Genomic DNA, 21,534 nt, shown 5'->3' with positions numbered 1-21,534 from the left:
GGTCGAAACGCCCGCTCACGGCGCTTTGAGCCGGAAAGGCAAAAGCCCGGAGCTGAGCCCGGGCCTTTGCATGGTCAATCTGGAAGAAATATTTAAGTGAGCGTCAGTCGACGCAAGGCGCCTGGCTGTGTGCAAAGCGAGATCGGATTCGATTGCAATTCGATATCAACGCCCTTGCCGTTCGTCTTCACGATTTGCTTCATATAGCGAGGCAGACCCGGCGTGTTGACCGTTTCGATATAATCAGCCGGCGCGAAGCGAGTGATAAAGAGACCAGGAACGCCATAGGGCGTCACTCGCCCTTCGTCATCTGCGATATAGGCGCTGCCGAGATCCTGCGTTGCCTTCCGCCCGGTTTTGTAGCGCTCAAAAGTGAACTTCCCGATCTCGAATTTGTCCGGGATAGGCCCTCGCAAAGTGGCCGCGCCATTTGTTGCAATATAGGTCTCGCGAATGCGCGGATGGTTCCACATCGCGAGATGAAACTCCCGGCCGCACCAGACGTGAAAGCCATCATAGAAACTGTCGAGAGTGTCTTCGATCGACCACGCAACGTCCTTTTCCAGAATCTCATCGACCTTCGTGCCATCGACATCAAGCTCAAGAGATATCGGATCCGGCACAGCAAGGCCGAACCGAGAATAAAGATCATGCAACACTTTGCCGGACTTTGATGTCACGATCCCTTTGACGGCCCCGACCCGCTGGTGCTCCAGCGTCATATCGAGGTCTCGCAAGTGCCGATCCGCTTTTTTCATCACACGGTCCTGGACTTGCTCAACCTCGCCTTCGGTCCCGAACGCACGAACGTTTTGCACTTCGTCCGCCATAACGGCATCGTCGCGTTCATAGTGATCCACGTTGAAAGGGACCATGTTGCGTTTTTCATCGCCAGTGGTTTCGCCAGGACCGCCTCGAGCACTCGGCTCGACAAGACCCAGCTTTCCATCGAGTTCTTCAATCGAGACGATCGTTGTCGTGACACTGTCCTCATCAAATAGACCCGAAGCGCCAATTTGCCCGGGCCGGAATGGCTCATTGTTGACCGCAGCGGTCAGTGACTGCACGGAGAATGCATCACCGTCGAAGATATTCAGATCAGCCATGTGACGGGCTCCTTAGCGGGACTTGATGCCGGCAGCGCGCAGCTGCGACTGTTTAGTGCTCTGCTTTGCTGCATCATCGACCGACGCGTGGTAGATCAGCATCGGGCTTTTCACTTCAGCATCGCTGGACAAGATAACGGCGTCAGCATCGGTTGATGTCGCATCGACCCCATAGGCCAGCACGGCAGTGGCGATTTCCGCCCCTTCTTTGCCGGCAACTTCAGCATCCGGCGAAGAGGCATATTTGTCAGAGGCGGTCACCTGGCCGAGAACAGTACCGGCTTCTAGCTTGCCCTCGCCGGAGGCGATCGTGACGGCATCACGCGAGCGACTGCCACCTGCCTCCGACAAAATGAAAGCAAGGTTGCGGGCTCCTTCGGTTTTCATTTCCATGTTTTAAGCTCCCTTCAAGGTGGCTCGTCGCGCTGCAAAGATTTCGCGGCTGTTGAGACTTGCCGAGGGTGTTTTGGGCATTCCGCCAGGCTGCGCCTGACCAGATGCCCGCAACCGATCGGCCTCGTATTTGGCAGGGTCCGTTGCATCATCAACGGTTGCAGTCGGCTCCGCGCTTTTGGGGGCCGCTGCCAGCATCACCTTGGCTGCCTCAACATCCATTTCGGTGTCGAACGCAATATGTTGAGCCAGGGCTTCGCGGCCACTGGCCTCTTCAAGACCGGTGATCTCTTTGATCCGGGCCTTGGTTTCAGTCGCAGCTTCCGCTTTCACGGCAGCTGTATCGGCGGGCTTATCGTCCGCCTTCGGCTTATCAGCCATTGGTGTCTCCTGTTGGCTGGTGGGTGCGGCGGACGCCGCGGATCTCGTGATCGCTTTATCGAGCGACCAATTCTTTTCTGCAGCCAGGGCCACGAGGTGGTCTGGGGCCTTCGAATAGATCCGGTAATCGAACGCAGAAACAGTTTCGGCCTTTGCCTCTTCGGCCTGATTTGCATAGCCAGCCGCGACCGCCTCCTCGGCGGTGAACCAGGTCTCGTCCTTCATGACTTGGCGAACTTTGTCAGCGTCATTGCCGCTTCTGGCGCCATAGACCGACGCCATTTGCGACCCGAGCTTGTCGAGTGCTGCCATTGCTTTTTGATGCTGCTCAGCCGTCCCGAACGTGTATCCAGACGGGTCATGGATCATCATTTCAGAGCCTGCGCGCATGATGATCTTGTCGCCAGCCATCGCAATTGTCGAAGCAGCAGACGCCGCGATCGCATCGACATGGATCGTGACATTGCCCTTATGGACATGCAGAGCGTTGTAGATCGCCAAACCCTCGAAGGCATAGCCACCACCGGAGTTGAGCCGAACGTCCAGATCGTTGTCCGTTCCGTGCTCGGCAAGCGCCTCCAAAACCTCTGTAGAGGTAAAGCCCTCACGCCAATAGTTATCGCCAACGAACCCGTAGAGCACGAGTTCGCCGTTCATGTAGACCGGCATGTTGGTATCTCCTGTTAGCCCCAGCGGGCACGCCTGGCACGGCCACGGGACGTTTTGCCCGAGGCTCTTGCGCAAGCGGTTTCGTATTCGGCGATCAGCGCATTCAGCGCCGTCAAATTGGCTTTGGTGAACGTCACTTCTTCCCCGTCCAATCGAACGGTTTGAGCAATGCCGCCGGTCACGACCGACAGTTTGACTTTTCGAAGTGCTGTCACGACGTCGCAAGGGGTATTGAGATCGACAGTGTCTTTGCCGATCTGGACCAGTGAGGAAACACTCATGAAGCTGCATCCTCTTTCTTCTTTTCCTGCGGTTCTTCCTCAAAAGGCTGACCGTTCATTTGCCTTGGCTCATAGGGCGATGGCATCCCGGCATCGAGATAACGATTGTGCTCATCCCGGCGTTGCTCGAAGAGTTCATCGGTATCGAGGCCCAGCTCAGCCGCTTCGATCTCGATCGATGACGTCCCGTTGCCAAGCCGCTCTGTTGATGCACGCGCGCTTTTGTTGTCATCGGCGGTCGGCTTCGGCGGCCCCTGCCACTGTGCCCAGCTAACCCGCTCCCGATTAGCCTCATAGGCGCGGCGGCCACCCTTGAACGGGATCCGGCCTGTCCCGATTTCCTCATCCAGCCAGCTCTCATAAACAGCCTGACAGACGGGTGCAGCGATCCGTTGCCGGCGCCGTCCGACGACTGGCCAGATCGACGACGTTTCCATCCGCACAGACGAATAGGTCGCGTTCGTATGGTCCATTGTCAGGCCGCCGTAGGTAATCCCAATCGCGCGGGCCATGTCCCGTGACAGTGCGTTTGAAAACGGCAGGTATTGGCCGCCCGGTGTTCCAGCTGTCGTGACCTCAAAGCGCTCACCAGGTGCCAAATGGGAAATCTGCGGATCTCCGCTCAGGCTGATTTGGCCCTCCGCTGCTTTCTCAAGCGAAGATTGCAAAAACGCGGTGTATTCCTCCGCATACTCACTCGCCCCTTCGACGCCTGTATCCTTCAGCGTCTCCAGTGCCTCGAAAGCTTCCATAGTCGGCTTTTCACTGGTCAAAGTGGCTGCGAAAATCGTTTGCAGGATCGCCGTCTGCAATGTCGCATCGTCCAGCATTTCATGCTGAATGTGCTTTCGGAACGCAGACGCCATCACCGATATGCCCCGCACATCCGTCGCATCCATCGGGTCAAACACATGCAGAACGTGTTTCCGACCACTGGCATCACGCGCCGGGTAGGATTTACGGCTTACGAAGCCGGCATTGCGTTCTTCGAATAGATAGCCTGCAGGCCGCCCATTTTCGTCGTGATAAACCCCTTGAAAGAGGCCTTCCATTTCACTTGTATCTTGAACAAGCCGGGAGGGCGGCGTCAGGCAAAGTTTCGTTCCCGTCCGGATCCCATACCGCTGACGCTTGGCCTGGTCCATGTAGTCCAAAATTCCGGTGACCTCGCCATAAGCCATGTGCCAGCGCAGCGAGATATCGACCAGCTGCGGCAGAGTGAACTTACCTCTAAAGTCACACTCTGCTTCATTCCAGGACCAGAGCTTCCAACGCCGCTTCACCAGCCGGCACCAGTCCGCGCGTTCCTTGTCGTCATATCCAAGGCCAGACAGGTCAGGTTTGGGGTTGAGCTGAAGCTCGCTCCCTACCGTGTCGGCAAGCACCTGATCGGCTGCCCCCTTCAGACGCCCTGAATTCTTGATCAGGTCGAGAGCAAGACCCGCTGTCCGCATCCAGGCCTGACGGATATCGTCCCGGCTCTCGGTCAGCGGTGCCGGACGTGTCGACAAGACATTTGACCGCGTATCCCGCAAATAGCGTGCGGTCGGGCGGAACTCTCGAGACGCCCTCATGGGATTGCCATGGCGATCAAGAACTTTCATTTCCGTCGTCGCCATTTGTTCCGCCGTTCCTCATTTTTCGATACGACCGCCTTCGAACTTGCAGGTTCGCTCGGAGCACTTGCCGGCTGATTGAACAGATCCTCAAGATCACCCTGCGCGTCAGTCGGATAGGATTCCCGCTCGGCCTCGTATCGATCCCAAAGCGCCTCCGGCATGTCGCGGATGCCGAAACGGATGGCAGCGGCTTCCGCCTGGTTCATGGTGTCCAGAACTTCGTTTGCTTGGGTCGGGTCTTTTTTCCAGCGATAGACATCAAAGCCCTGCTTGTTCTTTTCGGCGACCCGCCGCTCGGCTGTTAATTGCCGGTAGAACTCATCATCCAGCCCCGATGGAAACGCGACATAGCCAGCCGCGAGCGGATCTTCTTTCTTGCAGTTGCGATAAAGCGCCATCTTCATGACCGACGCATTGAAGGAATAGAACCGCTTCGAGTATTTCAGCAGCTTCCCGGTTTTCCGGTGCCGCTCTTTCTTCACTGGCTGCAAGAGAGGCGCGGCATCTTGGTTGTTGCCGCGAACCATCATGACAAGGTTCGCCGGATGCTTTTTGACCCAAGCCCAGACGTCTTCGGTATAGGCGTTTCCATCGATCCCGACCCGGTCAGCCGAGATCCGGCGGCCATATGAATTTGGCCAGCTTTGCTTGATCAACGCGCTCAGCTTTTCCTGGCATGTCTGATCAGAGATATGCCCTGCAAACACCCCGTAATCGACGGTAAAGCGGTTCTTGTTTCTTCCCCAACCGACGACATGCCATTCGACACGGTCATCCTGACAATCAATACCGATCGATACGATTATAACGCCAGGTGGGATGCGTCCGCGTTGATAGTCTGACTCTGCTCCACGATCTCGCAGGGTTTCCCAAGGCGGGGCCTCGCCCTGTGCCTGATAGGCTTCGCCAATAACGTCGTTCAGAAACGTTTGTTCGCTGGCTGGATCCCCTTTGGCCTTCAGCCATGACCGGGCAATACGTTCCCAGCTTTGCAACACGGAAACTGCTGACCAAAGATGAAACGATCGGTGCTGTCGCTTTGCCCGTGGATTGTGAGCGCGCCATTCATGACGCGGTTTCATGTTCGCCAGGTGATGCTGCTCAATGGAGCAACCACACTCAACGCAGGAAAAATGAGCGTCCTCCGGTTTGGCCTCGTCCAGGTTGGCCAGCATGTTTTCCCAGGCAAGCACCTGCATGTGATCGCAATGAGGACACGGCAGGTAGAAGAACTCCTGGCTGCCTTCCTCAAAGTTCTTGCTGATCTTGCATCCCGGCATGATCAGCGGCGTCGAGATTTTCAGGATCTTGGCAAACTCATGTGCCTGGCTACGGCTGTCTGCCTGCGCCTCAGGATCCCCTGCCGAGTTTTTTTCCCATTTGGACAGATCATCCTGGACCTGCCTTTTCATAGTGACCTGAGACAAAGACGCCGGCGAATTTGCTCCCGTGATCTGAATGGCACCGCGACCATCTACCCGCTCTTTGTAGAGAAGGGAATCGTGACCATCGCGCGCCTTTTGCGGGAACAACCTGTTGAGCGTCGTTGTGCCTTTCAGCATCGGCGCAAGTTTCATCTTTGACCAGCGTTGCGCATTCGATTCAGTCGGGTGGACATACAGAAGGTCACCCGGATCCATATCGATGGAACCGCCGGTAAAGATATTCGCGACCACCGTGCCGCCGATTTGCGCGCTCTTCTTGAGCGTCACGATGCGGCAGGGATCTTCGGGCGAAAGAGCCCGAAGGATCTCATCAAAGTACGGAAACAAGTCTCGGTTATAGGGCCCAGGATATGGACTTTCCCGCTCTGAAAACGAGATGTTCCCTTCTGCCCAGCTCAAATAGTCGACCGGCGGCGGCGGCGACCAGGCTTCAGCCATGACTTCAAACGCGACACGTTCGGCATCGGCGGTTTGAATCATCATGTGCGACATAGTTTAAGCGTCTACCTCAATGATCGTTTCAACTGTGTCCGGACGATCGCTTGCCCGCTTGCGTGCCTGCTCAGCATGCTTAGACCGAGCTTTCCGGAATTCACTCTTGAGCAAATGCAGAACGTCCCGGTGCGGTATCTTGAACTTCGCAGATAGCGCCGCCGCAAAATCGGCCAACGATCCTTCGAAGCCTTGCAGCATTCCAGCCGTGATCGCTGTCATTTGATTGCGTGCATCGGATGTGAGCATGAAGCGCCCTTTGGCTGCTTCCTCTTCCGACGCGGCCTTTCGATTCTGAAACTGAAGCGACCGCAGCCGCTCCTGTTTGATTTGCGCCTCCGGCGAATTCGCATCTGGCAATGCCGATTGCTGCGCATGCCGCGCCGTTTCAGGCTGACTTTCCTGCGCTGCAGATGGTTTTGCCGGGAGATCCAGTTGGGTCTCCAGGCCATTGCCTATCCGCTGGCTGATATCGAGAACATGGTTCAGATCCCGGCAGGCCACCTCTAGTCGGATCTTCGCAGCGCGACCCGTGCCGACCATCGCTGCAGGGCTTATCTTGTTCTCGCTGATGTATTGCGAGACCCGAGCAGCGGACACGTTGATCCTGCGGGCAAACTCGCTCTTTGAGACAACAGTCTCTTCCGCAAGATCCGCATCCACCGTTTTAAGTGTCCTTTTAAGTCGGCTTTTAAGCTTTTAAGGCTTTCAAATTCCGCTCAGACTGGCGAAATCCCGGGAGCTTTCCGCCCGCGGGCGGGCTAAGGCTTTATACGGTCCCTAAAGATCCGGGCTCAGCTGAAGGCCCGTCCGGTCAGGCGTTTGAGTTCGTGCTGCATGCGCACCGGCAGCACCTTGCCGACGGTCTGCCGCCATGCCTTGCCGCTTTCGTCCTTGACCATTTCGTAAGGGATGATGACGCCCGACCTTTGCTTCTTGATCGACATCCGGTCCGCGTCGGTTCGCTTAAAGACGTGACCATTCATGCGAAGGTCGACACGGCCTGGAAAACGGCCGCCCTTGATGAACGATCCGGCAAAGACCCGCCGATGGTTGAACGGTTTGGCCGAAACCCCGCGCTGTGTCTCCCGCGCCTGAAAGTATTTCAGCGAGATATCGCCGCCTTTCGCGCGGATCAGGAATTCCAGCGTGGTAGCACTCGCCCGGATTGGCTTCATTGCTCGCTTCAAGAGCTTTTGCGAAAGTCCAGTCTGTCGCGCCATGGCTCGGCGGGTTTGCGTAACGCCCTGCGACCCAGCCCGGTTCAGCGCCATGGCCCCTGCCCGCCGCACCTTGAGCGGATCAAGGTCGCGCATGGCCTGGTCCATGATTTTCAGGCCGGACACATCGGACCAGCGCATGCCGAGGTCGCCCATGCCAGTCCTTTCGCCCAATAAAAAAGCCCCGGAGCGAGCGCTTCGGAGCTTTGAACCTTTTTGTGTATGGCGACGCTATGTCAAATCGGGATTTGCAGTCAAGAACTTTTTTCAGCCCGCCTCCAGAACACGCCTTCCCGACCTCTTGCGATCGGCCTCTTGGTCGTCCCACGGCGATACACTCCAACGGCATGGTGCGACCGCATGGTCCCACAACTTACCGTCCAGCTCCTCGCAAAGCATCACAAGGCAGGCGCGCAGGATATCGTATTCGCCCCTTTCTCTCAGAACCGGCACAGGGTCGGGGGAAAGGAACTGCTTGGCATAAGCCCCACGTTTGGCACGCTTGCGCGAGAAATCCCAACCATCCTCGACCTCATACGTCCGCTCAACTGGCGCACCAAAGCAATCGACATCATGCTCAACGTAACGCCGGAACCAACGCACCTGCCCTGTATCATTGGTGCGCAATCTCAGCTCAGGCACACGGCCCACGCCAGAAGGCGCAACTCCGATGATCGCCAATCGGCGCACAAGGTCCGATGCTTTGCGTTTGAGCTGACGGCGGCCGTCTTCGTCAATGACGGTCAAACCAGACATTGCCGCTTGCGTTGCCGCCGCGCCGAGTTGCCCCGCCTTCGCCAACTCAGGCATCGGCAACCAATCGTCGGGCAACACGAGCTCCGCACGATCGAGCGACACGACGGCATTGTGCACGATAACTGCGTCTGGGTGCGGTAAAGCGCTCTCGCAGGAAAGGTCGGGGACCACGCCATAATCGTTGTCGTCGATCACCGTCAGCAATTGCGCGAAGCTGTTCATCGAAGACCAGCCCGACGCCATCCTTGCAATGGCTTGGCCCACGTCCGTCGACTTCGGCAACTCTTCGCAATAGGCCCATTTCAACAGCGCTTCAATCTGGATGTTCTTTTGTGTCATATCTCACCTGCCGGTCTGGATGGTTTGTGACTGCGAGAGCAACCGGTCCAGTTGGTCCATACTGGTCCAGTCAAGAAAAAGTATATATGGACCGCCTTTTTCATCGCAATTTCAACGACTTGTGGCAGCGGTCCAGTTGGTCCACGCAATTTTGGCTTCGGAGAGAACAGGCCTAGAGGGGTAGAACGCCCTTCATGCGCGCGCGCGCGAGGGTCGAAATCGTGTGGACCACGTGGACCATATGGACCAGTCGTTGAAATCATTGAGTTAATTCGGTCCACCCGAGAGCGGGCGGTCCACACAAAGCCTGGACCGTCGCGCACAGGCGGCGCTCCTCCCCCTATCATCCTGTCTCTCCGTGGCTCGAGTTCATCGGGTCGGGCGACAGCCCCTCGGGATCGTCAAGCGGCCAGTCAACACTCTGCCCGACAGCGGCCGCGAAGCTCTCGCGGCACTCTGGCAACGGCGGGAACATATAGGCGCGTTTGCGTGTGCCCCCATCGCGCGGGCGCGTGTCCTGTAGAGCGGGGATGAGTTTCTTGACGGACCGGCCGAACTGATTGAGGTCGGCCCGCCGCTTGATACCGACCCGGTCCGACCAGGTCAGATATTCGTCATAGAGCGTCTGCCTGATGACGTGAGGGTCCGGGCTCCAGGTCGCGTCCGCCCGCAGCAGCGCCCCCTCGCAAAGGCGCTCGTACACATAGGCATCGACACTATCCAGAGACCGCAGCTTCTGTTGCAGCAGCGCGCCCGTGCGCGGAATCTGGCGAAGATTGACTTTGCCAAGATCGAACGTAAGCAAGGCGTGCAGCAGGGCAGCGCGACCACCATTGTCCAATTCCTCGAACATTTCTTTGAAATATCCGTGGTTTTCCTTGACTGTGTCAGCAACGTCCAACACGCAATAGCGCCGCTCATCCTTGCCGGCCGGGACCACCCAGTCCTCATTGGACGTCATCAAAACGCGCACATAGTTGTCCAGCCGGTACGGGTCGACGCCCTTGCTCTCGATCATCTGCGTCTTGGACGTGATCAGCCCTTTCAGCCGACCCTCAGCCACCTTGTCACCGGCCCAGACCGCCTCCTCTGCCTGCAGCAGCAGACAGGCGCTCATGTGCGCGTTGAACTGACCAGTGATGTATCGTGGATCATCGACCTGAAAATAATGAGCGGAAATCAGGTCGCCCATGACCTCGCCCATGACTGACTTGCCCGTCCCCATCAAACCGCGAACAACAATCGCGGTTCCCGGCCTCTCGCGCGGCCGCTGGACCATATGGGCGAACCAACCGAACACCCAGTTGAACAGGCTCTCGTCGCCGCTACAGATATTGGTCAGCATGTGATCACGGAATATGGCCCATGAACCGGCCTGTGCGTCGGGCTCATAGGCAAAGCCGCGCCACAAGTTGAGATAGCCCTTGGTTCCCTCTGACTTCGCCGGGTCTGGATGAAACTCGATGCCGTCATACTGCCGACGCCACCGCTCACCTTCCCATCGCTTGGCCCAGGTGATCGTCTTGATCTTGCCGTCGGACCCCATGTATTGCGTCCTTGTGTTCGACAAGAGGTGCCGGAATGCATCGATTTGCACGACGCGGACACGGTCCTCGATCTTCGCCCACGGCTGCTCGCGCACCATGGCCACCTTGGAGCCGATCAGAACGAGAGACCATTCGCTGTTGAGTGTCTCGAGCGAATAACCCCAATCCTGCGGCACCGGGGCAGTCCCGCCAAGGTCATCGACCGAGGCATCGGCGCGCTCATGTCCTCCGGTGTGCTCAGCGCTCCCGTCCTCAGAGTGATCCACTTCAGGCGCCTGCGTAGCGGCGTCGATTATCGCGAGAACCTTCGCTTTTGGGTCAGTCACCTTACCGGGTTTACCCCTTTGGCCCTGATCTCCCACGGCCCCCGTTTTCCTGGCCGACAATTCGGCCTTGAGCCTCTCATGCACGCTGGATGGCGCGTCACCTTCATTCGGCTTGTCGCTCATGACGCACCTGCCAGGATGTCATTGAAATCCTGTCCTTCCGGCGCAAAGACAGTGCAGTCTGTCAGCCCCGGCCGTGCCCATCTGGCTTTTGATCGCGCCATCACCTGATCAGACGTAAATCGGCAGCTATCGCCATCGCCAAGGCGAAGCACTTCACGCACATGCTCGGGAATTTGGAGAGCGTCTGCGTCATCCATATCCGGCACAGGCCCCGGAACCCGGCGTGGCCGACCTGACCTGTCTTTCGCTGTCTGATGCGGGACGCTCTCGACGGCCTTGCCGCCCATATGCTGAAGGTCAATTGACGTCCAGTAGGCAGTCCTCGCGAAGCGGTCCGTGTCCAGCTCAGAGACAAGAACCGACAAGGTGGTCTCGATCCCCTCGCCGATCACCAGGCGATCGAAACGCTCCGGCGTCCACAATCGGATCGCAGCAGCCCGCTTGCTTCCCCGGATCTTCTTGGCAGGCAAAAACGCCCCTGATGCTTCAGGATCTTCAATCACCATTTTCTTGCCCGGCCGCGCGGGATCGATGCACGTGATGTGCACCCCCTGGAATCCATCCGGACCGGTGATCGGGGCCAACATGGCTGGTGCCGACATCAGCACATAGGGCTCGGGCTTTTTCTGGCCTGCTACATCCCGCTGGTGCCAATATTGGTAATGCGGCAGAAAGCGGAGCGGCAGCCGCACAGGGCATGGCAACAGCCCCCGCCCCCGTAGATAGGCCTCGCCTTCCGTGCCGCTGACACGGCCACCGGCCTCCATGATCCGCCGCGCTCGCCGGATTTCCTCGGCGCGAAAACTGTTCGCCTTTCGCTCCTGGTCGGCCCGCCGGGCTGCACGGTCCGCCTTGTCTGCGGCCAGCTGCTCCGGGCTCAGCGGCTCCGGCTCGGCCCGTCCACCGAGTTGAGCGACGGCATCGGGAAAGCTGCAGCCGGTCTTTTCAGTCAGAAATTTGAAATGATCCCCCGATGCGCCGCAACCGAAACACTTGTAGCGCCCCTTGCCGTCATCGACGTGGAAGCTCGGCGTTGTCTCCCCATGGAACGGGCAACAGGCCCAATAGTCCCCACGTGAAAAATTCGATTTTGATCGGTCCCAACCGTCCACATATCGCTCAACAACCGTATGCAGGTCGACAAACGCCCGCACCCGCTCCAGCTCAGCTTCAGGAATCCGCTTCATGACACGCCTCCCTCAACCGCCGTTTCAGGGGTCCAGTCATGCAGAACGCCATCGAGCAGCCGCCCGGCCTTGCCCTTGCCGACCAAGAACATCGGCATGTCCGGATCACCATCCCGGCAGATGCACCCAAGAACCCAATCACCGCCGTCGTGGAATTCGCCAAGGTGACACTCACCAACAGCGTCAAGGTCGGCACAATGGCTGGATGGCAGCCAAGCGCCCCATTGCTTGAACGTGAAACCGGTCCCCACAGCCGCGCAATCATCGCGGATCTGCCGTGCCCATTGCGGATGCATGGGCCGCGCGCCAGGCCCGCTTTCGCCGCCGACGATCACCCAGTCGATACCGCCCAGACAGGACACAGCGCCCGGAATGCAGGTTAGATGCGGCGACATGGTGATCGCGGCGAAATCCACCGGCCCCAGCAGCGGCTCGGCTGAAACAAACCGTCGAGCCGCTGGTGTCTCCAGCAGATAGGGAATGCGCGTTTCCGCCGTCGCATGATCCTCGATCGAGACGCCAAGCCAGACATTTTGAGGCACGACATTGGGAGACACCGTCCACCGCTCAAACCGGGAGCGGATGACATCTTCCCAGCGCCTGCGCGCCAGTGGCTGTTTCGCAAGATAACGCCGCATGCGTTCCGGCCGCTTGGTCAGTATCTGAAACGTGTGCTGCGGACACAGGGCCATGACCGCAAACACCTGGTCGATCAGCGCATCCGGCAGCTTTTCATGAAACAGGTCGGACGTGGAATTGACGAAAATCCGCCGCGGCTTTTTCCAACGTAGCGGCGCATCCAGAACAGCATCAGGCGCCGCCTCGACCCTGCCGGTCCAGCGATGATCCGTTGCGCCATCGGCGGTTTTGACCATCCGCGCCAGACCCTCGCCCCATTGATCCGGTCCGGAAAACCGCGCCGCCATGACCTCCGCGTAACAATTGCGGCACCCTTCGGACACACGCGAACAGCCCCGGATAGGATTCCATGTGGCATCAGTCCATTCGATCTTGGATGAAGAAGCCATCACGCAGCCCTCCGCAGATACACCCGCTCGATACCATCCGGCATGTCGGCAGCTTTGGCGGCGATGAGTTCAATCAGGGTTTCGGCGGCGCTGACACCGGGGTGACTGCCCACCTCGGGCGCTTCTGAAAGCTCGGACAGAACCGCGCTCAGCCCATAGGCCAGATTGCGCAGGTCAAAAGCCTTGGCCTGCAGCCGCAGCATCGCTTCATAGGAATGTGGATGGTTTTCGGGCGCAGTGTGCCCGTTGCATGTCGAGGACATGGCTGGTTTCCTTCGGCTCGAATGAACCCGGAAACCACCTGCTAAAATGGTGACCGGGCAACAACGGGTTAGCAGACCGATCCGAAGGTATCGGCGCACCCGAAGGTGCCCCATTGCGCCCAGCCATAAGTGCGCGTGTCCCTGATATGGGTGCGCGCAATAAAAAACGCACCTATGCAGGAGCACGGCGCGTTGAGCGCCTTCGGACAGTGGAGCTGCTAAACCCCATCCAGACCCTTTTCGTCTGGACGCTGTCACCTTGCGCTGATTTGAAGAATTGGTCAAGGACTCGACTCCCGCGGGTGGAAGTGCGATATGCTCGTTAGGTTGAATTATGGGAGGTGGCGCCGAAGGGGGAGAGGCGCCTAACATCCCGCTGTTCACATCTCCATTTGGCACTGCGTCTAAGCATTGCGCATTTAAGTAATCCCCCCCCAAGAAGAACGCGTATATAATGGAAGACCCAAAAGGCTTTATTGAAGCCGTGGTAGGCGCCGCCAAGGACTTTGGGGTTGGGTTCTGGAGCGTAATTGTCGCGTGTGCTTTACTGATTTGCGCCTGGAAATTTAGCGAAAATCTTAAGGCAATTTCCACATGTTGGAATGAAACTAGACGAACTTCAGCGGAAATTGCGGACCGCCAACGTCGGACAGATCTTGATCTTGCCAAGAAAAGGCGCAAATTAGCAGCACGGGGACGACGGTCGGAATCGACCGCCCCCGTACAGAGGAAGGACAAGAAGCAATGACTACGATCGAATTCGTCGTTCTTGCATTGTGCTTGACGCTTTTGTTGCTTGGCGCATTTGCGCGTCGGAAAATTCGCCGCAATCGCGAGTACGACAAATACGCAAAGCATTTTTACAACAAGATCAGTCCGCTTATGGCTGACCCAGACACCCCGGATGAAGTGCTCGAGACCATTGCTTCGCTCAATAGATTGATCACAAGCAAATCGGCAGCCCGGAACGCTGTGCTTGCCATTGCGGACAGGATGAACGGCAAGGCCGTTATCTCTGACAAGGTTCAGACTAGATCTGCTCGGCTTCAGGAGTTCGCAGTCAAACGACCGGAGCTGGACAAAGCGCTTACCGAAGCGATGGTCGCGGCCCTTTTTGCGATAACCAGCAGAAGTTGGATCTGGGGCTGGATCGCCAAGCTGCAGTTTCGCCGAATGGTCGAAGATGATCACAGCGCTGCCAAACCTGTCGTTCGCCGGCTGGTCAAGCAGAACAGATCGAGGGCGGACAACGACGATAGCACCAAGCGACTTGTCGACAAGCGTTTGGCGACCTCGTAACTCTTCCCACAGAGAGTTCGACATTCCGCCGATGCAAGATACAAAACAGCGCTGCGAAAGTGGCGCTGTTTTCATTTGAAATCCCCTCATGTTCGACCTCACTGCGCCGCCCCCCGCTCTGAAATTCCAAGGGGCAAGATCCTGCCTGTGACCTGCGCATGCTTGCGAATGCCGTGGAGGACTGTGGTGTGGTCACGCCGCATGGTCCGCCCGATTTCCGGCAAGGACGCCCCGAGCCGCAACCGGATCTCGTAGTAGATCGCATTTCGCACACGCACGAGATCGGGGTCGCGGCAGTGCTCATGGAGCTGCGCGAGCGTCATCCGATGCGCAAGGGCGATCTCCTCGGCGATCTCCTGCCGATGATCGCCGCGCCCCTCGCGCCAGCCACGCAGCACGCGCCTTGCGAGCCAGTCCAACTCCATGCCGTGGCGCGACCGCGCGAGGTCCAGCGAGCTATCAGCGGGCGGGGCATCGGGAGAAACGATCACTGGCAACCCCAGACGCGCCACCTCCCCGGCCGCCACGTACCACCCACCGCTTGCGGGCCGCTCAGAGCTCGGGGCCGGTTGCCCCGTCGTCGTGGTCATTGACATGCCGCATATCCCATCGAGTTTTTCCCGCTAATGAGACGCACATACGGCCCCTGCCCCAACGGCCAGAACTTGGTCGCCTGGCGCGGGCTCTTCGCCCGGTCGAAGCGATACCAACCGCAATCGTCCTTGCTCGCCTGCGTCGTTCCGGGGATCCAGATCAGGCGCGGACACGGCACGAAATCCGTGCAATAGGCGCGCATTAGTTCGACCGCCTGCCCAGTGTGTTTCCACGCCGCATCGAACAACAGCCAGCAAACGCTAAGCGGCACCCAACGGGCGATCAGCGCGTGCAACAGATCCCGTGTCCAGGGCGGGTTTGTGATGATCGCGTCCGCGCCATTCAGATGCGCAGCGGTCAGTTCCCGGCCATCCAGCGGCACCACCGGGTCGATGACGCGGGTCGAGCGCGGGGCAACGTCATAGCGTCCGACGCAGTCCAGACCGGCACGCAGAAACGGACCGGGCAGGTCTCCATAGCCATAGCAGGGCTCGATGAAGCGCCGGATGCCCTCCGACAGCACGAACGGCAGCACAGGCGGACACGCGCGCGGGTCGATGGTGCGATAAAGATCCTTCGGAACCTTAATGAAGTTCGACCGCTTACCCATTCGCGCGCGCCCTCCCTTTTCGGGAACTCCGGCAACGCGCCTGTAATTCACGTGCTTTTTCAGATAGTTTCACGCCCTGTGTTCTGTGAAACACCCTGTATTCGCCGGTATCGCCACAGGATTGCTCGGTCGGATCAGGCATTTCAATCGCCTGCAAAAGCTCGAACGGGTTGAGATCAGCCCAAATGCACAGCAGCAACAGAGGTCCGGTTGAAATCTCAATACCCACCGTTGCCCGGCTGACTGACGCACGCGAAACACGGGTCTGCTGCTGGACTTCGGCCAGCGTGCAGCCACGCTCAGCAATGACCACCTTCAGCGCGAGCCCAAGGCGCTTAAAGTCGAGACATGCCCCGTTCAGCAGGTGCGCGTAATCCGGGTTCGCAGAGCCGGTCATGACGCACCTCCCTGCACTAGGGCATCAGCGCGCCCGAGCGGGCAAAGCTGCGTAGTCTTCTCTGCAACAGCAGCTCGCAGTGCGGCTTCGTATTCGCCCTCACGGACGCTCGCCGCCGCCATCGCCTCGTCTGCTAGTTGCGATCGAAAGGCACAAGCCTGAAAGGTGCCTTCCGTCACTCCGACAAACGTTAGAAGCCGCTGCACACAATCGCTTCCCGGGGAACGGTGGTCAAAGAGGGCTGATATCTGATCCGGACGGACCCCGGCGGCTCGCGCGATTTGCCGCGCCTCCCCCGCGCCATCCGGGCGGAGATAGCCACCAACGATTGCCTGGCCATAGACCAGCAGCTTGAGCAGATGCAGCTCTGGAGATCCGAGGCGTGTTATGGGCTCTTCACTCCGAACCGTTGCATCTGTGTCGAGCGGCGGCCCATCGGGGTATGCCGCCCACATGCAATCCAGCAAACCGTCATAAACGCGCGCAGCCTCATCCCTCGAGCACACCAAAACGGGATCTGGGCACGAGGCCGGTTCACACTCAACGCGCAAGCTACTCGTCGCGGTGGTCATCTTGACGCCTCCAACAACAGGGTTTCGATTTGCAAATGAATTCGGGAGTCAGCCAGAAGCGGCCCAACAAGAGCGCGCGCGCCCTGGCCGTCCCGCTCTGCCGCGGAGAGCGTCGCGAGCAGCTTTTCTTTGGCTTTGCCACGGGCAAAACAAGCCAGTGAGGCCGGGCTCTGCCGTGAGCCGCCTGCAATCCGCTCCAGCGCATCATCCAGTGCACCGTCGGTCGCGAAGACCTCGGCCAGGCTGGGGAGTTCGATTGGCGCTTCTGCCTTGCTTGATTTGGTGGGTGCGCTCATATTCCACCTACCTGCGATTGCGCGCGCAGACGCCGCGAAAAATCAGAATGAAGGGGATGGCGATGGAATGGATTTTGATCCTCGGGGGGGCTTATTTGCTCTGGCGCTTTGTGCGCCGGAAACGGAGAAATACAGCAAAGGTTGCCCAAAAGCTGACGGACAGAAACAGCCTCGCAGACCTGCCCGAGCCGCCAAGTCCGCACATTCAGCCTTCGCCGGGACGACAGACGGCCCCCATCGAAACAAAGGCGGAACTGGATGCGCTTATGCGTCCGCACAGAGAAGAACGAAAACAGCTCCGCAGAAAACTTAGGAAAGCCGAAAAGCTTGCCGAAAAGCTTAATCAATCCAATCGCATGACCAGAAACCAAGCGCAGCAGGTCATCGATACCATCGCCCAGACGACAGAAGCGTTGACGAACGCCGCGCAGATATTCGAGGAGGTTGGAGATCTCGCCACCCGAGCATTTTTGTCGGACAAGGCGGGAGATCGGCTTAGCGAAGAATGGGACGGCTTTTCCGATCTCGAGTGCGATCTGAGAGAAGCGCAAGACGGGCTGATATGCGCGGCCTTCGGCTCCCTTGAGGCTCAGGGGCGTATCGACGATGCTAGCCCGAACATTTCCTTGGACGAACAGGTTTATACCGCCCTGCGGGACATCGCCCCCCCCGCCAACGGGAAGTCTACAGTGTCCTCCGTGACGACCGACTCGAGAACAGCACAAGAGCAGAACGCGGTGGCTCGGAAACAGAAGGGGCGTGCTCCGAGGGACTGGAACGGCAAACGAGACATGCTCAAGCCGCACGCCATCATTCTTACAGCGCTGGCGCTTTCCGACAGTGAGGTCCATGAGCAGGAATTCGAGGTCATCACAGACCACTGCGAGGACCTGGCCCGCCGACGCGGGGCACCGATAGGTGAAGACCGGGACAAGCTTGCCCGCTACTTGCGAAGCCTCAGCCCCACTGTCGGGGACCTCACAAGCGCGATCGAACGACTCGCCAGTTACAGCGAACAGGAGCGCCGCATGGTCCTTGTTTCCTCGATACGCCTCATCAGAAGTGACGGCAAGGTGGACCCCGCCGAAACGGAATTCCTCGCCGACCTGAAAGGTCGCCTGCGTCTTGCCTGACCCAGCCATCACTCCGATCCCACGACTTGGCGGCAATGGCTGAGCATCACCGAATAGGCCTCGACCGCCTCATTCAGCTCGCGGATAATATCGCCGTCGCGGATCTCCTTTGGAGAGACCATGCCGTCATCAGCCAGAGCGCTGCATATCTTTGCGGCGGCCTCGCCCCCTTCCTTGACGGCGGTCGACAACTCCCCATGCCAATGCGCGGCGGAGCGCGGGGCCGTTGGGGTCGGAACAAAGGCACCGCCCGCCTGCCTGCAGATTTCCTGCAACAGCGGGGAGACCACGCCCTGATCCTTTGCGTCGACGATCAGGTCCAGTGCAACATCGAGCGCCACGAATGTCTGTTCATGGCGGGCATTTGAAACATTCCCGCAGTCGCTCAGGGTCTGCTGACCCACTCGTGTGAAGCTGGAAACAACGTCTTGACCACCAAGCTGCTTGACCGCCAACCGCGTGGCAGACTTCAGCTGCCGCCGGGCTTCATCCGACGTCGGCCTCGGGAGACTCATGACCCCACCCCGTAATTTTCAACTGATTTACGGGATGACGCTTCGTCGGGGGTTTGGGAAAGTTCCTTAACTGAACCGCCGCCAAGGAGATCAGATATTGAAACACAACCACCTGTAGCATCTACAATTCGGCACATCAGCCTCCGCCCAGGAAAGCGTTTTCCACTGCATATGCGCGAGATCGTTGACGCAGTAGTGCCAACCGAACTGGCGAATGTCACCTGCGGTATCCCATGCTTCGATAGGTATTTGTCGAGCTTAGTCATGGGCAATCATTGCCGCAATATTACCAAAGAGGCAATATGCAAAATGTAAAAAACTGGAGCTTAGATTGCCAAATAGGCGCTAGACCCTTGTTCTTGCGCAACAATAATAGGTGTATGAACAAAAGCCCGATAAAACTTGCCAAAGAGCTGACCGGCTTTACCGGCGAAAAGTTGGCGGAAGCGCTCGGCGTTTCACCGCCCCATCTTTCGCGGATGACAAGTAAGAAACGCCGAATTACCACCGATCACATCGAGAAACTTGCCGCAATTTCCGGCAAGACGACTGAGGAATTTTATCAACTGCTAGGCACCACGCCGGCAGAAATTGAAGATATGGCAGAGGCCCTCACTGGGCATCCTACGACAGCCCCATTGATGCTTGAGCCGGATATTTTTAAACGCGCATATGACCGCGCCCGCGCTATCGAAGAAACCATGCTTGGCGGACGCGGCTCCAACGCGGACTTCGCCGTTATTTTAGAAAAAGCATACGCTGATCTTACTGATCAGAAGGACGACTAGCCCCTATGCGTGCACCAAATTTCATCTCACTCTATAGGAATAAGACGCCATACAACCAGGACGACACACTACTTGATACACTCGCCTCCATAAGGCAGGAAAAGCTTGAGGGAATTGCCATGGTTATGTGCTTCCGTGTCGCCATGCACTATCAACCCGAAATGCTAAGCGGCGATCAAATATCATCGTTTGATAAGCTAATACGGCCCTTGATTATGGCCTCTCGGCTCCAGCGCCTCCGTATGATGGATGAAGGGCTGATTTGATGCCCGATCACGTCATTGAGCAGGACGCGGCCAAAATTCTGATTGGCGATGGAGACAGACCAGCTTTTGAGCTGCTGACGTTTTGGCACCGTAATTTTGGGATTATTGGAAGCTCAATTATTCCACACTTCGACAAACTGATTTTACTCGATGCATTTAACCCGAACACCTCATCTCCAAGAATTCTTTACCAAGGAGAAACCTCACTGGCTTCGCGAATTATGGGGAGTAAGTGGGCAATGAATACAGTGGACGCCGCCGACGCGTTCGACGCCGACTACAGGAAACTGGTTGGCACCCACTATTTAAAAGCAGAGACCACGCAAACACCGATTTTTGACCTGGTTGCAACACATGTATATGCAGGCAACGGGCTGAACCCTCGGCGGTACGAACGTCTCATTCTTCCGGTAAAGTCGCAATTGGGTGCGAAATTTCTGCTGTGCTACTCTTTTGAGACGGGCTCGGATCTTCGTGAATCAAGCTCTGGACCATCTGATGAATACCCAATCGATCAGCGCCAACAAAGTAGACATCTCTCAAATCCTGCTGTTTAGGCGGTATGCTCCAACTTATTCCACGCTCATACGTAATCGAATATCCCCACCGCGCCGCATATCCCTTCCGAACCTTGTCAGGCCTCATCCAGCCGTAGGTAAGCTCCGGCTTCCATTCGTCATAGGCTAGCAAAATGAGCAGCTTTTGGATTTGAGCCAATAGATCCGACCCTCTACTTGATGGCGCTATCCAGCCGTCTCCAATGTATGAAAATGGCCCTGTGACACCCTCCGCGTATTGGCAACTGTTTGGAGCGAACTCAGCAAATACGTTCGTCGTCTCGGATGGATACAAGCGGGACCAGTGTGCGGCAAGAAATTGCTTAAGGTCCCAGCCGGGCTTGTCGTCATACCGCGCTGCGACCATGCCAATAGGCTCATCTGAAGCATTATAAGCGGCGACCATCATGACATGCTCGGGCGGAATGTCATTCATTGACCGTGAAAAGTGTGGACCCAACACTCCTCTCCCGATTGCCTGCGAAACACGCTCCATGTCCCGCACGTCATTGTGAAGGCGCAACCGAAATACGTTCGGAACAGATAGCGCTTTCATTCTCACAATCTGGCTAGCCTCCAGCATTTCTAGCTTGTTGATCAATTGCCCATGCATCCTACGCCTCACATCAGTTCCACCACACCAGATAGGCCCATTTTTATTAGCTGAGCGACATTCAATTTTCGATCCTGAGTCCACAGCTCGGATATATTTCCAATATTGACTTGCCTATTTGGCAATTTTGAATAAATATTGCCGCAAGATAGAATGCTGGGTGGAACGATCATGATTAGAGATTTTATCAAACTGACGCGCGACATCACCCCTCCATTTTCGAGTTGCCTGGAAAGCGCGGCGGACAATACGCCGAAGGGGATTTCAAATGACCGGATCAACCGAGCTCGCTCAACCCTCGATCAGCGCGACGAGCCATCCTCCGCGAGAATTGCCGCGACAAGGCGGGTGATGGTTTCTTGTCCCGCAGGCAACGAAAGACGTTCGCAAACGCCAAAAGCCTCTTCTATCACCTGCGCCACCTTTAGGGGGGCGTTGGCACCATTTCGGGCAGTTACCTGTACGGCCGACATCGATCGCGACTCATGCACCATCCGGTTGACTTTGCCTGGCTCGTACCCGAGCCGCCTTGCCAGCTCGCTTTGGTTGACCCCGGCGTGCGCCATCGCACCCTCTAGCCAGCAGCTTACGAAAGCTCTGGCTTCCTTCATTGTTTCCGGTGCCTTGCCCCCCGCCTTATTGTTTTTCATTCCAAGCATCTCCGGTGCGCGCCACCCCTTTGCGCCGCGCAAGGCAAGCTTGCTAGTCTCTCACTACTC

Annotated in this window: 24 protein-coding genes; 4 read left to right on the top strand and 20 right to left on the bottom strand. The window is 57.6% G+C overall.

The genetic code is table 11. The annotated features are described in order from the left end of the window. Positions 1-92: 92 nt before the first annotated feature. The 13 genes from ABJZ52_RS02085 to ABJZ52_RS02025 form a co-directional block, all read right to left on the bottom strand. Positions 93-1,106: a major capsid protein gene (locus tag ABJZ52_RS02085; RefSeq protein ID WP_348208970.1), complete on the bottom strand. Its 1,014-nt coding sequence runs from the start codon at positions 1,104-1,106 to the stop codon at positions 93-95. Between the two features lie 12 nt (positions 1,107-1,118). Beyond that, complete coding sequence (locus ABJZ52_RS02080; RefSeq protein WP_348187716.1) at positions 1,119-1,499, bottom strand: head decoration protein; 381 nt, start codon at positions 1,497-1,499, stop codon at positions 1,119-1,121. Between the two features lie 3 nt (positions 1,500-1,502). Further along, positions 1,503-2,549, bottom strand: coding sequence for a head maturation protease, ClpP-related (locus ABJZ52_RS02075; protein ID WP_348487683.1), 1,047 nt, complete (start codon positions 2,547-2,549; stop codon positions 1,503-1,505). A 14-nt stretch (positions 2,550-2,563) separates the two neighbouring features. Continuing rightward, complete coding sequence (gene gpW, locus ABJZ52_RS02070) at positions 2,564-2,830, bottom strand: gpW family head-tail joining protein (RefSeq protein WP_348189001.1); 267 nt, start codon at positions 2,828-2,830, stop codon at positions 2,564-2,566. Next, positions 2,827-4,449, bottom strand: coding sequence for a phage portal protein (locus ABJZ52_RS02065; protein ID WP_348487682.1), 1,623 nt, complete (start codon positions 4,447-4,449; stop codon positions 2,827-2,829). Before ABJZ52_RS02065 ends, gpW begins: the two co-directional genes overlap by 4 nt. Next, positions 4,431-6,386 (bottom strand): terminase gpA endonuclease subunit, encoded by a 1,956-nt coding sequence (locus tag ABJZ52_RS02060; protein WP_348200042.1) that lies wholly within the window; start codon positions 6,384-6,386, stop codon positions 4,431-4,433. The genes ABJZ52_RS02065 and ABJZ52_RS02060 overlap by 19 nt, the downstream gene beginning before the upstream one ends. A 3-nt stretch (positions 6,387-6,389) precedes the next feature. Then, positions 6,390-7,049, bottom strand: a complete 660-nt coding sequence (locus ABJZ52_RS02055) for a hypothetical protein (RefSeq protein ID WP_348187730.1) — start codon at positions 7,047-7,049, stop codon at positions 6,390-6,392. A 131-nt stretch (positions 7,050-7,180) separates the two neighbouring features. Further along, entirely contained in the window at positions 7,181-7,780 is a 600-nt protein-coding gene (locus ABJZ52_RS02050; RefSeq protein WP_348187252.1) for a phage tail protein, read from the bottom strand. A 93-nt stretch (positions 7,781-7,873) separates the two neighbouring features. Then, positions 7,874-8,701, bottom strand: coding sequence for a hypothetical protein (locus ABJZ52_RS02045; protein ID WP_348187250.1), 828 nt, complete (start codon positions 8,699-8,701; stop codon positions 7,874-7,876). 343 nt (positions 8,702-9,044) lie between these two features. Continuing rightward, complete coding sequence (locus tag ABJZ52_RS02040) at positions 9,045-10,697, bottom strand: primase-helicase family protein (protein WP_348187248.1); 1,653 nt, start codon at positions 10,695-10,697, stop codon at positions 9,045-9,047. Continuing rightward, positions 10,694-11,884 carry a CHC2 zinc finger domain-containing protein gene (locus ABJZ52_RS02035; protein ID WP_348187246.1) on the bottom strand — a complete coding sequence of 397 codons (1,191 nt, stop codon included), beginning with the start codon at positions 11,882-11,884 and terminating at the stop codon, positions 10,694-10,696. The genes ABJZ52_RS02040 and ABJZ52_RS02035 overlap by 4 nt, the downstream gene beginning before the upstream one ends. After that, the gene (locus ABJZ52_RS02030; protein WP_348187244.1) at positions 11,881-12,912 is read right to left on the bottom strand and encodes a phage Gp37/Gp68 family protein; all 1,032 of its coding nucleotides are present in this window, start codon (positions 12,910-12,912) and stop codon (positions 11,881-11,883) included. The genes ABJZ52_RS02035 and ABJZ52_RS02030 overlap by 4 nt, the downstream gene beginning before the upstream one ends. Next, complete coding sequence (locus ABJZ52_RS02025; protein WP_348187242.1) at positions 12,912-13,175, bottom strand: hypothetical protein; 264 nt, start codon at positions 13,173-13,175, stop codon at positions 12,912-12,914. Before ABJZ52_RS02025 ends, ABJZ52_RS02030 begins: the two co-directional genes overlap by 1 nt. A 744-nt stretch (positions 13,176-13,919) precedes the next feature. On the opposite strand from ABJZ52_RS02025, the gene ABJZ52_RS02020 reads away from it, so the two are divergent. After that, the gene (locus tag ABJZ52_RS02020) at positions 13,920-14,474 is read left to right on the top strand and encodes a hypothetical protein (RefSeq protein ID WP_348187240.1); all 555 of its coding nucleotides are present in this window, start codon (positions 13,920-13,922) and stop codon (positions 14,472-14,474) included. A gap of 98 nt (positions 14,475-14,572) precedes the next feature. On the opposite strand, the gene ABJZ52_RS02015 is transcribed toward ABJZ52_RS02020, so the two are convergent. The 5 genes from ABJZ52_RS02015 to ABJZ52_RS01995 all read right to left on the bottom strand — a co-directional run bounded on the left by ABJZ52_RS02015 (position 14,573) and on the right by ABJZ52_RS01995 (position 16,943). After that, positions 14,573-14,899 carry a helix-turn-helix domain-containing protein gene (locus ABJZ52_RS02015; protein ID WP_348187238.1) on the bottom strand — a complete coding sequence of 109 codons (327 nt, stop codon included), beginning with the start codon at positions 14,897-14,899 and terminating at the stop codon, positions 14,573-14,575. A 161-nt stretch (positions 14,900-15,060) separates the two neighbouring features. Continuing rightward, positions 15,061-15,678 carry a hypothetical protein gene (locus ABJZ52_RS02010; RefSeq protein WP_348187236.1) on the bottom strand — a complete coding sequence of 206 codons (618 nt, stop codon included), beginning with the start codon at positions 15,676-15,678 and terminating at the stop codon, positions 15,061-15,063. Beyond that, on the bottom strand, positions 15,671-16,075 hold the full coding sequence (locus tag ABJZ52_RS02005; protein WP_348187234.1) for a hypothetical protein: 405 nt from the start codon (positions 16,073-16,075) through the stop codon (positions 15,671-15,673). Before ABJZ52_RS02005 ends, ABJZ52_RS02010 begins: the two co-directional genes overlap by 8 nt. Beyond that, positions 16,072-16,647 (bottom strand): hypothetical protein, encoded by a 576-nt coding sequence (locus ABJZ52_RS02000; protein ID WP_348187232.1) that lies wholly within the window; start codon positions 16,645-16,647, stop codon positions 16,072-16,074. Before ABJZ52_RS02000 ends, ABJZ52_RS02005 begins: the two co-directional genes overlap by 4 nt. Next, positions 16,644-16,943, bottom strand: a complete 300-nt coding sequence (locus tag ABJZ52_RS01995; protein ID WP_348187230.1) for a hypothetical protein — start codon at positions 16,941-16,943, stop codon at positions 16,644-16,646. The genes ABJZ52_RS02000 and ABJZ52_RS01995 overlap by 4 nt, the downstream gene beginning before the upstream one ends. Before the next feature lie 62 nt (positions 16,944-17,005). Between ABJZ52_RS01995 and ABJZ52_RS01990 the strand changes: the two genes are divergently transcribed. Further along, the gene (locus tag ABJZ52_RS01990) at positions 17,006-18,076 is read left to right on the top strand and encodes a hypothetical protein (protein WP_348187228.1); all 1,071 of its coding nucleotides are present in this window, start codon (positions 17,006-17,008) and stop codon (positions 18,074-18,076) included. An 8-nt stretch (positions 18,077-18,084) separates the two neighbouring features. Here ABJZ52_RS01990 and ABJZ52_RS01985 read toward each other — a convergent pair whose 3' ends face one another. Beyond that, positions 18,085-18,591, bottom strand: coding sequence for a hypothetical protein (locus tag ABJZ52_RS01985; protein ID WP_348187226.1), 507 nt, complete (start codon positions 18,589-18,591; stop codon positions 18,085-18,087). 380 nt (positions 18,592-18,971) lie between these two features. Here ABJZ52_RS01985 and ABJZ52_RS01980 point away from each other — a divergent pair, with 380 nt between their 5' ends. After that, positions 18,972-19,379, top strand: coding sequence for a helix-turn-helix transcriptional regulator (locus ABJZ52_RS01980; protein WP_348187224.1), 408 nt, complete (start codon positions 18,972-18,974; stop codon positions 19,377-19,379). Between the two features lie 265 nt (positions 19,380-19,644). Then, positions 19,645-20,202 (top strand): hypothetical protein, encoded by a 558-nt coding sequence (locus tag ABJZ52_RS01975; RefSeq protein WP_348187222.1) that lies wholly within the window; start codon positions 19,645-19,647, stop codon positions 20,200-20,202. A gap of 915 nt (positions 20,203-21,117) precedes the next feature. On the opposite strand, the gene ABJZ52_RS01970 is transcribed toward ABJZ52_RS01975, so the two are convergent. Then, entirely contained in the window at positions 21,118-21,465 is a 348-nt protein-coding gene (locus ABJZ52_RS01970) for a hypothetical protein (protein WP_348187220.1), read from the bottom strand. Positions 21,466-21,534 lie beyond the last annotated feature (69 nt).

Origin of the sequence: Roseibium sp., assembly GCF_039982295.1 — a bacterium.
Lineage (GTDB): Bacteria > Pseudomonadota > Alphaproteobacteria > Rhizobiales > Stappiaceae > Roseibium.
This window is presented reverse-complemented; position numbering and strand designations above follow the sequence as displayed.

Coding starts and splice junctions, on each gene's coding strand:
- ABJZ52_RS02085 (WP_348208970.1), bottom strand. CDS start 1,106: ATGGCTGATCTGAATATCTTCGACGGTGATGCATTCTCCGTGCAGTCA.
- ABJZ52_RS02080 (WP_348187716.1), bottom strand. CDS start 1,499: ATGGAAATGAAAACCGAAGGAGCCCGCAACCTTGCTTTCATTTTGTCG.
- ABJZ52_RS02075 (WP_348487683.1), bottom strand. CDS start 2,549: ATGCCGGTCTACATGAACGGCGAACTCGTGCTCTACGGGTTCGTTGGC.
- gpW (WP_348189001.1), bottom strand. CDS start 2,830: ATGAGTGTTTCCTCACTGGTCCAGATCGGCAAAGACACTGTCGATCTC.
- ABJZ52_RS02065 (WP_348487682.1), bottom strand. CDS start 4,449: ATGGCGACGACGGAAATGAAAGTTCTTGATCGCCATGGCAATCCCATG.
- ABJZ52_RS02060 (WP_348200042.1), bottom strand. CDS start 6,386: ATGTCGCACATGATGATTCAAACCGCCGATGCCGAACGTGTCGCGTTT.
- ABJZ52_RS02045 (WP_348187250.1), bottom strand. CDS start 8,701: ATGACACAAAAGAACATCCAGATTGAAGCGCTGTTGAAATGGGCCTAT.
- ABJZ52_RS02040 (WP_348187248.1), bottom strand. CDS start 10,697: ATGAGCGACAAGCCGAATGAAGGTGACGCGCCATCCAGCGTGCATGAG.
- ABJZ52_RS02035 (WP_348187246.1), bottom strand. CDS start 11,884: ATGAAGCGGATTCCTGAAGCTGAGCTGGAGCGGGTGCGGGCGTTTGTC.
- ABJZ52_RS02030 (WP_348187244.1), bottom strand. CDS start 12,912: ATGGCTTCTTCATCCAAGATCGAATGGACTGATGCCACATGGAATCCT.
- ABJZ52_RS02025 (WP_348187242.1), bottom strand. CDS start 13,175: ATGTCCTCGACATGCAACGGGCACACTGCGCCCGAAAACCATCCACAT.
- ABJZ52_RS02020 (WP_348187240.1), top strand. CDS start 13,920: ATGACTACGATCGAATTCGTCGTTCTTGCATTGTGCTTGACGCTTTTG.
- ABJZ52_RS02015 (WP_348187238.1), bottom strand. CDS start 14,899: ATGGAGTTGGACTGGCTCGCAAGGCGCGTGCTGCGTGGCTGGCGCGAG.
- ABJZ52_RS02010 (WP_348187236.1), bottom strand. CDS start 15,678: ATGGGTAAGCGGTCGAACTTCATTAAGGTTCCGAAGGATCTTTATCGC.
- ABJZ52_RS02005 (WP_348187234.1), bottom strand. CDS start 16,075: ATGACCGGCTCTGCGAACCCGGATTACGCGCACCTGCTGAACGGGGCA.
- ABJZ52_RS02000 (WP_348187232.1), bottom strand. CDS start 16,647: ATGACCACCGCGACGAGTAGCTTGCGCGTTGAGTGTGAACCGGCCTCG.
- ABJZ52_RS01995 (WP_348187230.1), bottom strand. CDS start 16,943: ATGAGCGCACCCACCAAATCAAGCAAGGCAGAAGCGCCAATCGAACTC.
- ABJZ52_RS01990 (WP_348187228.1), top strand. CDS start 17,006: ATGGAATGGATTTTGATCCTCGGGGGGGCTTATTTGCTCTGGCGCTTT.
- ABJZ52_RS01985 (WP_348187226.1), bottom strand. CDS start 18,591: ATGAGTCTCCCGAGGCCGACGTCGGATGAAGCCCGGCGGCAGCTGAAG.
- ABJZ52_RS01980 (WP_348187224.1), top strand. CDS start 18,972: ATGAACAAAAGCCCGATAAAACTTGCCAAAGAGCTGACCGGCTTTACC.
- ABJZ52_RS01975 (WP_348187222.1), top strand. CDS start 19,645: ATGCCCGATCACGTCATTGAGCAGGACGCGGCCAAAATTCTGATTGGC.
- ABJZ52_RS01970 (WP_348187220.1), bottom strand. CDS start 21,465: ATGAAAAACAATAAGGCGGGGGGCAAGGCACCGGAAACAATGAAGGAA.